Here is a 10507-nt window from a genome sequence, read left to right as displayed (position 1 = left end):
GGGCCGAGCCGCGCCTGCGGCTGCCGAGCTGCCGCGCGCCGACGCGCAGCGTGAGTACGACTACGCGCTGACGCCCGACGGCCGCCGCATCGCCGCCGAAGGCCGTGCCACGGCGGCAGCGCTGCCGCAGGCGGACAGCGTCATCGCCGTCGTCAGCGAGTCCGACATCAGCTGGCGCCTGGTCGAGCTGCCCCGCGCCGGCCGCCAGATGCGCGCCGCACTGGCGGGCAAGCTCGAGGAGTCGCTGCTCGACGAACCCGACACCGTGCACTTCGCGGTGGAGCCCGATGCCCTGGGCGGCGACACGGCCTGGGTGGCGATCACGTCGCGCACCTGGCTGGCCGACCATCTCGCGCAGCTCGAAGCCGCCCACGTCTTCGTCGACCGCATCGCGCCGCTGGCCTGGCCAGACGAGCTGGCGCGCGGGCATTTCTTCGAACCCGATGGCGAAGACCATGTCGAAGGCACCAGCACAGGCATCGCGCTGCGCTGGAGCCATACCGAGGGTGTCGCGACCTTGCCGCTGGAAGGTGGCCTGGCGCGCCAGTTCTTCCCGCCCGGCCTGGTGCATGCAGCGCAGTGGACGGCCACCCCGCCGGTGGCGACCGCCGCCGAGCGCTGGCTGGGCACCACCGTCACCGTGCAGACGCCGGCCCAGCGCGCGCTGGCCGTCGTCGACAGCGCCTGGAACCTGCGCCAGTTCGACCTCGCACCCCGCGCCCGCGGCGTGCGCGCGCTGCGATTGGTCAGCCGCGCCCTGATGCGCAAGCCCTGGCGCCCGGTGCGCATCGGCCTCGTCGGCCTGGTCATCGTGCAACTGGTCGGTCTCAATCTGTGGGCCTGGCACCAGCACCGCGAGGTGGCGGCGCGCCGTGCTGCCGTCAGTGCGACGCTGACGACGGCCTTCCCGCAAGTGCGCGCCATCCTCGACGCGCCGGTGCAGATGCAAAAGCAGCTCGACCTGTTGCGCGCCAGCGCCGGCAGCATCGGCGAGCAGGACCTTGAAGCCCTGCTGGCCGCCGCCGCCACCGCCTGGCCGGCCGACCGGCCGCCCGCCGAGGCGCTGGCCTTCGAGCCGGGCCGCCTCACCGTTTCCGCGCAGGGCTGGGCACCGCCCCAGATCGACAACTTCCGCACCCAGCTGCGCAGCGATGGCTGGCAGCTGGACGCCAGCGAGGGCAAGCTGACCATCAGCCGCGCCAGCATTCAAGGACGCAGCTGATGGCCCGCTTCGATACCAACGCGGCCGTCGGCCTGCCGGCCCAGTTCCAGCAGGCCAGGGCGCAGGCCGCCGCGCACTGGCAGGCGCTCGGCGAGCGCGAACGCTTCGCCGTGGGTGGCATCGCCCTGCTGCTCGGCCTGCTGCTGGCCTGGAGCGTGCTGATCGCGCCGGCGCTGCGCACGCTGCGGACCGCGCCTGCCGAACTCGAGAAGCTTGAACTTCAGTTGCAGCAGATGCAGGCCCAGGCCCAGGAAGCCCGCGCGCTGGCGGCCGCACCCGCAGTGCAGCCGGCCCAGGCGCAGGCCGCGCTGACGGCGTCGGTGGCCAACCTTGGCCCGGCCGCCCGTCTGACGCTGACAGGCGACCGCGCGGTGGTCACGCTCAACGGCATTGCGCCCGAGCTGCTGCAGGGCTGGCTGGGCGAGGTGCGGTCGGCCGCACGCGCCCGTCCCGTGGAAGCGCAGCTGACCCGCGGTCCCAAGGGCTATTCGGGCAACCTGGTGCTGACCCTGGGAGGCGGCTGATGCGCCTGCTGAAAAACAAGCCTCACGCGGCGTCGCTGCCGCCGGATTCCGTGCTGGGCGGCGCCACAGCTGGTGGCCGCGCGGTGCGCCACCAGACTCCGCGGCGCTGGAGCATCGCCGGCGCGCTGGTCGGCATCGTCGCGGCCCTCATCATCTTTGCGCCGGCGAGCTGGCTGGCCCGCGCGCTGGCTTCCGCCACGGCTGGGCACCTGCTCATCGTCGACACGCGCGGCAGCGTCTGGAACGGCTCCGGCGTGCTTGTGCTGACCGGCGGCGCCGGCAGCCGCGACGCCTCGTCACTGCCCGGCCGCCTGCACTGGCGCATGGTGGCGAAGGGCCTCGGCCTGCAGCTGGCAGCGCGCCAGGACTGCTGCATCAACGGCGAACTGCGCTTGGGCATCAAGCCCGGCCTGGGCCGCATGGAAGTCAGCGTCGACACGCGTGCCGACTGGCTGGCCCGCCTGCCCGCCGGGCTGCTGTCTGGCCTGGGCACGCCCTGGAACACGCTGCAGCTGGGCGGCTCGTTGCGCATGTCGGCGCGCGACCTGCGGCTGGAATCGGTGCAGGGCCGCTGGCGCCAGTTCGGCGAGCTGCAGCTCGACTTGCTCAACCTGTCCTCGCGTGTCTCCACCGTCGCTCCGCTGGGCAGTTACCGCTTCACCGTGACCGCCGACGCTGCCAACCCCGGCGTCAGCGCGTTGCACCTGTCCACGCTGGAAGGCGCGCTGCAGCTCTCGGGCGCAGGCACGCTGAGCAGCGGCGGCAAAAGCCGCTTCACCGGCGAGGCCGGCGCCGCTCCAGGGCGCGAGGAAGCGCTGAACAACCTGCTGAACATCATCGGGCGCCGCCAAGGGGCGCGCTCCGTCTTGACGATCGGATGATCATGAATCTCCAACGCACCGCCACTGCCCTCGCTGCATTGCTGCTGGCGACCGGCAGCGCGTTCGCCCAGCCCGACAACGCCAACGTGCAGCGCGGCCGAACCGCCGGGCCAGCCGTCAGGGCCAGCTCACCGGTCACGCTGAACTTCGTCAACGCCGACATCGAGGCCGTCACGCGCGCCATCGGCGTCATGCTGAACCGCCAGATCATCATCGACCCGCGCGTCAAGGGCACGATCACGGTCTACAGCGAGCAGCCGGTCTCGGTGGCCGACGCCTACCGCAACTACCTGGCCGCGCTACGCGGCCTGGGCTTCACGGTCGTCGAGGCGGCGGGTTTCCTGAAGGTGCTGCCCGAGCCCGACGCCAAGCTGCAGGCCGGCTCGGTGGCCGTCGAAACCAGCAATGTGCGCGGCGACCAGATCCTGACGCAGATCTTCCGCATCCAGCACGAGAACGCCAACAACCTCGTTGCCGTGCTGCGCCCGCTGATCAGTCCCAACAACACCATCAACGCCAACCCGGGCAACAACAGCCTGATCATCACCGACTACGCCGACAACCTGCAGCGCATGGCCAAGATCATCGCAGCCATGGACACGCCGGGCACCAGCGACATCGAGATCGTGCCCTTGAAGCACGCCGTCGCGTCGGACCTGGCGCCGCTGGTGCAGCGCCTGGCCGATGGCGGCGGCGGCGTGCCCGGTGCGGTTGTGCCGGGCCAGAGCAGCACTGCCGTCAACGTGCTGGTGGACCCGCGCTCCAACGGCCTCATCCTGCGCGCCAGCAACCCGGCGCGCCTGGCCGCCGTGCGCTCGATGGTCGACAAGCTCGACCAGCCCAGCAGCGACAGCACCAACAACATCCGCGTCGTCTACCTGAAGAACGCCGACGCGACCAAGCTGGCCACCGTGCTGCGCGCCGCCTTCGGTGCGGGCTCGTCGGCCAGCGCCGGCGGCGGCAGCACTTCGGGCACATCCAGCCTGACCGGTGCGGGTTCGCTGACGGGCGCCAGCCAGTCGCTCAGCGGCGGCAACGTCGGCGGCAACAACAACACGGGCGGCATGAGCTCGGCCGCCGCGACCGCGCCGTTATCGCAGTCCGCCGGCCCTTCCACTGGCGGCTTCGTGCAGGCCGACCCCTCGACCAACTCGCTGATCATCACGGCCGCCGAGCCGCTGTACCGCCAGGTGCGCGCCGTCATCGAACAACTCGACGGCCGGCGCTCGCAGATCTATGTCGAGTCGCTGATCGTCAAGATCGACAACAGCAAGTCGGCCCAGTTCGGCATCCAGTGGCAGAACCTGTTCGGCAACAAGGGCGACAGCAGCATCACCGGCGCGGGCACCAACTTCGGCTCGGGCCTGGCCAACATCATCAACGCGACCGGCGCGGTAGCGGGCGGCCGAGATGGCGTGACGTCGGCGCTGGGCAGTAGCGCGGCGCCGCAGGGCCTGAACATCGGCGTGCTGAAGAAGTTCGGCAGCTTCTACACGCTGGGCGCGGTAGCCAATTTCTTCGAGAGCCAGAGCGGCGCCAACGTGCTGTCCACGCCCAACATCGTGTCGTTGGACAACGAGGAGGCGCGCATCGTCATCGGCCAGAACGTGCCCTTCGTGACCGGCTCCTACGCGGCCACGGCCGGGACCGGCGGCAACGTCAACCCCTTCCAGACCGTCGATCGCAAGGACGTCGGCCTGACGCTCAAGATCAAGAGCCAGATCGGCGAAGGCGGCACGGTGCGCATGGTGGTCTACCAGGAGAACTCGTCCGTCGTGCCCGGCAGCACCGGCACCAACGGGCCCACGCTGGACAAGAGCGCCATCGAGACCAATGTCGTCGTCGACGACGGCGACCTGATCGTGCTGGGCGGCCTGTTGAAGGACGAATACACCGACGGTGGTGACGGCGTGCCAGGCCTGTCCAAGGTGCCGCTGCTGGGCAACCTCTTCAAGAGTGAGAACCGCCGCCGGGTCAAGACCAACCTGATGGTCTTCCTGCGCCCAGTCGTCATGCGCAGCGCAGAGAGCGGCAACGAGCTGACGCTGGACCGCTACCGCAGCATCCGCGCCGTGCAGGAGGCCAGCCAGCCCAAGTCCAGGCTGCTGCTGCCCGACACCGGCGCGCCGGTGCTCCCGGAGCCGACGATCTCGGCGCCCGACAAGGCCCTGCCGCAGCCCTCCCTGCAGCCGCCCCCGCAACAGCAACCGCCGCAGTAACTCCGCCATGGCCGCCACCCGCCATCCTCTCCCCTATGCCTTCGCACGGGCCAACACCGTGCTGCTGGAAGACGACGGCAGCACGCTGACGCTGTGGGCGCCGCCCGAGGTGGGCTGGGCCACGCTGTCCGAGGTGCAACGGCTGTATGCGGTGGACCGGCTGGAGTCCGAGGCCGCGAGCTCCCTGGTCGAGCGCATCAACGCCGCCTATGCCGGCAGCGAATCGAGCGCGGCCGTCGTCATCGGCGAGGTCGAGAGCGCCGTGGACCTGTCGCGCATGATGCAGGACCTGCCCGCCGTGGAAGACCTGCTCGAGGCCGCCAACGACGCGCCCATCATCCGCATGCTCAATGCGCTGCTGACCCAGGCGGCCAAGGACGGCGCCAGCGACATCCACATCGAGCCCTACGAGCGCAGCAGCTCGGTGCGCTTTCGCGTCGACGGCACGCTGCGCGAGGTGGTGCAGCCGAACCGGGCCTTGCACGCGGCACTGATCTCGCGCCTGAAGATCATGGCCGAGCTCGACATCGCCGAGAAGCGCCTGCCGCAGGACGGCCGCATCTCTTTGCGTATCGGCGGACGCGCCATCGACGTGCGCGTGTCGACGCTACCCAGCGCCCATGGCGAGCGCGCCGTGCTGCGCCTGCTGGACAAGAGCGAATCCAAGTTCACGCTCGAAGGCCTGGGCATGGACGGCCAGGTGCTGAGCGCTTTCAAGAAGCTGGTGCAGCAGCCGCACGGCATCGTCCTCGTCACCGGCCCGACGGGCTCCGGCAAGACGACGTCGCTGTACGCCTCGCTGCAAACCGTCGACACCAGCACGACCAATGTGCTGACCGTCGAGGACCCGATCGAGTATGAGCTACCCGGCATCGGCCAGACCCAGGTCAACGCCAAGATCGACCTGACCTTCGCCAAGGCCCTGCGCGCCATCCTGCGCCAGGACCCGGACGTCATCATGATCGGCGAGATCCGCGATTTCGAGACGGCGCAGATCGCCATCCAGGCGTCCCTGACCGGCCACCTGGTGCTGGCTACGCTGCACACCAACGACGCCCCCAGCGCCGTCACGCGGCTGACCGACATGGGCGTGGAGCCCTTCCTGCTCAGCAGCTCGCTGCTGGGCGTGCTGGCGCAGCGCCTGGTGCGGCGGCTCTGCCCGGTGTGCAAGAAGGCCGATGAACAGGGCCGCTGGCACCCGGTCGGCTGCGACGCCTGCGGGCAGACCGGCTACAAGGGCCGCACGGGTGTGTACGAGCTGATGGTGGCCGACGACACCGTGCGCAGCCTCATCCACAACCGCGCGCCCGAGAGCCAGCTCCAGGCCGCGGCCGAAGCCATCGGCCTGCGCTCGATGCGCGAGGACGGTGAGCGGCTGATCGAGAGCGGCGTGACATCGCTTGAAGAAGTCCTGCGCGTCACCCGCGAGTAGCTGTGCCGGCCTACAAATACGAAGCCCTCACCGACGCCGGCCGCCAGAACAGCGGCCTGATCGAGGCCGACAACCCGCGTGTCGCGCGTGCGCTGGTGCGGGCGCAAGGCCTGACGCCGCTGTCCATCGAGATGGTGCAGCAGCATGGCGCCCAGGAAGGCAGCCGCTTCACGCGCCGCGTCTTCAGCCAGACGGCGCTGGCCGTGTGGACGCGCCAGCTCGCCGGCCTCGTCGGCTCCAGCCTGCCCATCGAGCGCGCGCTGACGGCCCTGGCCGACGAGAGCGAGGACGGCCGGCAGCGCGAGCTCATCAGCCAGCTCAAGGCCGAGGTCAATGCGGGCTCGACCTTCGCGCGCGCGCTGGCCTTGGCACCGCGCGAGTTCGACGAGGTCTACCGCGGCGTCGTCGCGGCCGGCGAGCAGAGCGGCGCCCTCGGCCAGGTGCTGGAGCGGCTGGCTGACGATCTTGAAGAGCGCCAGGACCTCAAGGCCAAGCTCGTCGGCGCCATGGCCTATCCGGCCATCGTGTCCTTCATCTCGGTGCTGATCGTCATCTTCCTCGTCACCTATGTGGTGCCGCAGATCGCCACCGTGTTCACCAGCTCCAAGCGCACGCTGCCGGCGCTGACCATCGCGATGCTGGCCATCAGCGACTTCGTGCGCAGCTGGGGCTGGGCGATGCTCGGCGTGCTGGCGGCGGGCGGCCTGCTGCTGCGCCAGGCGCTCAAGGCGCATGCCTTCCGGCTGCGTTTTGACGCCGCCATGCTGGGCCTGCCGCTGATCGGGCGCCTCTCCCGCGGCTACAACGCGGCGCGCTTCGCCGGCACGCTGGCCATGCTGGCCGGCGCCGGCGTGCCCATCCTGAAGGCGCTGCAGGCGGCCGCCGAGACCCTGTCGAACCGCGCCATGCAGGCCGACGCGCTTGATGCGCTGGTGCAGGTGCGCGAGGGTGCACCGCTGGGCTCGGCGCTGGCGGGCAAGAAGCGCTTCCCGGGCATCCTCGCCATGTTCGCGCGCCTGGGCGAGCAGACCGGCCAGCTGCCCGAGATGCTGGGCCGCGCCGCGCGCCAGCTCAGCGTCGAAGTGCAGCGGCGGTCCATGGCTGCGGCCACGCTGCTGGAGCCCCTGCTCATCGTCGCGATGGGCGCCATCGTGCTGCTGATCGTGCTGGCGGTGCTGCTGCCCATCATCCAACTGAACACATGGGTGAAATAACGGCCTTGCCGCGCCGGCAAGCCGTGATCTGACACACGAACCGGTGATTTCCCGACATGCCGCCCTGGGCCGGTTTTTGCTTGAATAGGGTGTCCTGACGGAGGAGCCCACCATGAGCAGTACCGCCATCGCCTGTGTCGCACCGCGCATCCCGGTCGCCCGGATGCGCAGCATCTACCGACTCGAAGATGTCAGCAAGCGGCTGGACAAGCTGCCGGGCAAGGATCACGAGTCGCTGCGCGCCACCTACGAGCGCATGCTGGAAAAAGGCGAGCAGCGTTTCCAGGTCAAGCCCTCGGGCCTGCCGGTGATGGACGCGCTCTACGACGAGCTGCCCAACTTCCACGAGGTGCTCGACGACGTGCGGCGCCAGATCGCCCTGTGCAAGGACAGCAGCGACGCGCTGGAGATCACGCCGCTGCTGCTGCTCGGGCCGCCCGGCGTTGGCAAGACGCATTTCGCGCGCCAGCTCGCGGAGCTGCTCGGCACCGGCATGGGCTTTGTTTCGATGAGCTCGCTGACGGCCGGCTGGGTGCTGTCCGGGGCGTCCAGCCAGTGGCGCGGCGCCCGCGCGGGCAAGGTCTTCGAGGCCCTGGTGGACGGCGACTATGCCAACCCCGTCATGGTGGTCGACGAAATCGACAAGGCTGGCGGCGAGGCGGCGTACGACCCGCTGGGCTCGCTCTACAGCCTGCTGGAGCACGACACGGCCAGCAGCTTCATCGATGAGTTTGCCGAGGTGGCGGTCGATGCCAGCCAGGTGATCTGGGTGGCCACGGCCAACGACGCCGGCGCCATTCCAGACCCCATCCTGAACCGCGTCAATGTCTACGAGGTGCAGGCGCCCGACTTCGCCGCCGCGCGCGCCATCGCGCTGCGGCTGTACGAGAAGCTGCGCGCCTCGCATGAGTGGGGCCAGCGCTTCGACGTGCGCCCCAGCGACGCGCTGCTGGACCGCATGGCCGAGCTGGCGCCGCGCGAGATGCGGCGCGCCTGGATGACCGCCTTTGGCAACGCGCGGCTGGCCCAGCGAGACACCGTTTTATGCGACGACCTGCCCAGCAATGGCATGAAGAAGTCGCGCATCGGCTTCATGCAGTAGCCCCTGACAATCGCGGCATGCCCGCCACCCTGAACGGCCAGCTCGTCGTCGCGATCTCGTCCCGCGCCCTGTTCGACTTCGAAGCCGAGAACGAGGTCTTCGAGGCCGAGGACGACCATGCCTACATGGCCCTGCAGCAGCGCCTGCTGGACGAGCCGGCCCGCCCCGGCGTCGCCTTCTCGCTGGTGCACAAGTTGCTCGCCTTCAATGCCGGCGGCGCACCGCAGGTGGAAGTCGTCGTGCTGTCGCGCAATGATCCCATCTCGGGCATGCGCGTCTTCCGCTCGGCCAGGCACTACGGCCTGGCCATCGAGCGCGGCGTGTTCACGCGCGGCGCCTCGCCGTGGCGTTACCTGAAGCCGCTGTCGGCCCAGCTCTTCCTGTCGACCAACGAGGCCGATGTGCGCCAGGCATTGATGGCCGGCGTGGCGGCGGCGCGTGTCATGCCGCTGGCGGCGCGCGCGTCGGCGCTGCATCCGAAGGAGCTGCGCATCGCCTTCGACGGCGATGCGGTGCTGTTCTCGGACGAGGCCGAGCAGGTCTTCCAGCGCGACGGCCTGGCGGCGTTCCGCGAGCATGAAAGCCGCCGCGCCCACCTGCCCCTGCCGGCGGGCCCCTTCAAGCCGGTGCTGCAAGCCCTGCAGCGCCTGCAGCACGAACCGGGCGGCGGCATGAAGGTACGCACGGCGCTGGTCACGGCCCGCAGCGCGCCGGCCCACGAGCGCGCGATCCGCACGCTGATGGACTGGCAGATCGAGGTCGACGAGGCGATGTTCCTCGGCGGCCTGGCCAAGGGCGAGTTCCTGCGCGAGTTCGAACCCGACTTCTTCTTCGACGACCAGGTCGGCCACATCACCAGCGCCGCGGCCCATGTGCCGGCAGGTCATGTGGCCATGGGCATTGCCGCGGCATCATGAAAAACGGCCCCGCGTGGGGCCGCTGTGCGAAGTGGCGACCGATCAGGCGCGGCGACGGCGGCGGGCGATGAAACCGACGGCGCCCAGGCCGGCCAGCAGCATGGCGTAGGTGCTGGGCTCCGGGACGGCCGTGACGCTGAAGCTGACGTTGTCGATGGCCAGGCCATGGTCGTTGCCAACATCGTTGACGTCGTTCCAGCGGACCCACAGCGTGGTGCCGACCGCCCAGTTCGTGCTGACGGTGCCGCCCAAACTGGCACTCAGGCCAGCTGTGTTGCCCACCACGGCAGCAGGGCTCGCAGTGTTGACCAGCGAGTTGACATCGAATGCCGCACCGGCCGTGGTCCAGTCGGACACACTGGCGAAGCTGGCACCAAAGCCGTACTGCACAGTCAGCTTGTGCGCGGCGGTGTTGCCACCGTTGCGCCACTGCTCGCCGTCATAGCGCAGCGTGAAGCTGTCGAGCGCGCTGCCGCTGTTGTTGGTCAGCGCGAGCACGATGGTCGGATTGGCCACGCTGCTGCTGGCGATACTGCCAAGCGCGCGCTCCGCGCCGCTGCCGAAGCTGTAGGCCGCCCCGGCGTTGTCCGTGCCGGTGCTGGCCCGGTAAGTGGCCAGCGCGTTCGTGCCGTTGAACAGGCTCCAGCCCGCCAGAGTCGTGTCATTGACCCAGGCGTTGGCCGTGCCCGAGGTGGCCAGGCTGTCGAAGCTCTGCCCATAGGTGAAGGCGGCGCTGGTCACCGAGACGGCGGCCTGGGCGGACAGGGCGGTGAGCAATGCGGCCGAGGCGGCGAGAAGCTTGAGTGACATGCGCGATTTCTCCGGGCTGAAGGGAAGGTCGGGACCGACTTTCACTAACCCGTCAAAAATGGTCAACGTGGGCAACCCGCTATTCCCGCCCCGCCCCCCCGATTCTGGTGGCGCTGCTGTCGCGTCAAGGCAGCAGCTGCACCGCCATGCTGCGCTCCACGCACCACACCAGCGCGAGCACCGCCA

General features: G+C 69.8%; 9 protein-coding genes. 8 read left to right on the top strand and 1 reads right to left on the bottom strand.

The window, feature by feature from the left end:
* The 8 genes from gspL to ACT6S0_RS23820 all read left to right on the top strand — a co-directional run.
* Nucleotides 1-1222: type II secretion system protein GspL (gene gspL / locus ACT6S0_RS23855; RefSeq protein ID WP_444766261.1), on the top strand; the 1222-nt coding region annotated here is incomplete at its 5' end.
* Nucleotides 1222-1746 (top strand): type II secretion system protein GspM, encoded by a 525-nt coding sequence (gene gspM / locus ACT6S0_RS23850; RefSeq protein ID WP_444766260.1) that lies wholly within the window; start codon nucleotides 1222-1224, stop codon nucleotides 1744-1746. The genes gspL and gspM, both read left to right, overlap by 1 nt.
* Nucleotides 1746-2627: a type II secretion system protein N gene (gspN, locus tag ACT6S0_RS23845; protein ID WP_444766259.1), complete on the top strand. Its 882-nt coding sequence runs from the start codon at nucleotides 1746-1748 to the stop codon at nucleotides 2625-2627. The genes gspM and gspN overlap by 1 nt, the downstream gene beginning before the upstream one ends.
* A 2-nt stretch (nucleotides 2628-2629) precedes the next feature.
* Nucleotides 2630-4846 carry a type II secretion system secretin GspD gene (gene gspD / locus ACT6S0_RS23840; protein ID WP_444766258.1) on the top strand — a complete coding sequence of 739 codons (2217 nt, stop codon included), beginning with the start codon at nucleotides 2630-2632 and terminating at the stop codon, nucleotides 4844-4846.
* A 7-nt stretch (nucleotides 4847-4853) separates the two neighbouring features.
* Nucleotides 4854-6278 (top strand): type II secretion system ATPase GspE, encoded by a 1425-nt coding sequence (gene gspE / locus ACT6S0_RS23835; protein WP_444766257.1) that lies wholly within the window; start codon nucleotides 4854-4856, stop codon nucleotides 6276-6278.
* A 2-nt stretch (nucleotides 6279-6280) separates the two neighbouring features.
* Complete coding sequence (gene gspF, locus ACT6S0_RS23830) at nucleotides 6281-7492, top strand: type II secretion system inner membrane protein GspF (protein ID WP_444766256.1); 1212 nt, start codon at nucleotides 6281-6283, stop codon at nucleotides 7490-7492.
* A gap of 112 nt (nucleotides 7493-7604) precedes the next feature.
* Nucleotides 7605-8594 (top strand): AAA family ATPase, encoded by a 990-nt coding sequence (locus ACT6S0_RS23825; protein ID WP_444766255.1) that lies wholly within the window; start codon nucleotides 7605-7607, stop codon nucleotides 8592-8594.
* Between the two features lie 17 nt (nucleotides 8595-8611).
* Nucleotides 8612-9511, top strand: a complete 900-nt coding sequence (locus tag ACT6S0_RS23820) for a 5'-nucleotidase (RefSeq protein ID WP_444766254.1) — start codon at nucleotides 8612-8614, stop codon at nucleotides 9509-9511.
* A gap of 42 nt (nucleotides 9512-9553) precedes the next feature.
* On the opposite strand, the gene ACT6S0_RS23815 is transcribed toward ACT6S0_RS23820, so the two are convergent.
* Nucleotides 9554-10321 carry a PEP-CTERM sorting domain-containing protein gene (locus ACT6S0_RS23815; RefSeq protein ID WP_444766253.1) on the bottom strand — a complete coding sequence of 256 codons (768 nt, stop codon included), beginning with the start codon at nucleotides 10319-10321 and terminating at the stop codon, nucleotides 9554-9556.
* Nucleotides 10322-10507: the final 186 nt, after the last annotated feature.

The sequence above is a fragment of the Roseateles sp. genome, from assembly GCF_052436255.1.
In the GTDB taxonomy this organism is placed as follows: domain Bacteria; phylum Pseudomonadota; class Gammaproteobacteria; order Burkholderiales; family Burkholderiaceae_C; genus Pelomonas.
Note: the sequence above shows the minus strand (reverse complement) of the source record. Positions and strands in the feature narration are given on the sequence as shown.

What these genes read in the sequence shown, in the direction of transcription:
- gspN (WP_444766259.1), top strand. Translation starts at nt 1,746, where the DNA reads ATGCGCCTGCTGAAAAACAAGCCTCACGCGGCGTCGCTGCCGCCGGAT.
- ACT6S0_RS23815 (WP_444766253.1), bottom strand. Translation starts at nt 10,321, where the DNA reads ATGTCACTCAAGCTTCTCGCCGCCTCGGCCGCATTGCTCACCGCCCTG.
- gspD (WP_444766258.1), top strand. Translation starts at nt 2,630, where the DNA reads ATGAATCTCCAACGCACCGCCACTGCCCTCGCTGCATTGCTGCTGGCG.
- ACT6S0_RS23825 (WP_444766255.1), top strand. Translation starts at nt 7,605, where the DNA reads ATGAGCAGTACCGCCATCGCCTGTGTCGCACCGCGCATCCCGGTCGCC.
- gspE (WP_444766257.1), top strand. Translation starts at nt 4,854, where the DNA reads ATGGCCGCCACCCGCCATCCTCTCCCCTATGCCTTCGCACGGGCCAAC.
- gspM (WP_444766260.1), top strand. Translation starts at nt 1,222, where the DNA reads ATGGCCCGCTTCGATACCAACGCGGCCGTCGGCCTGCCGGCCCAGTTC.
- ACT6S0_RS23820 (WP_444766254.1), top strand. Translation starts at nt 8,612, where the DNA reads ATGCCCGCCACCCTGAACGGCCAGCTCGTCGTCGCGATCTCGTCCCGC.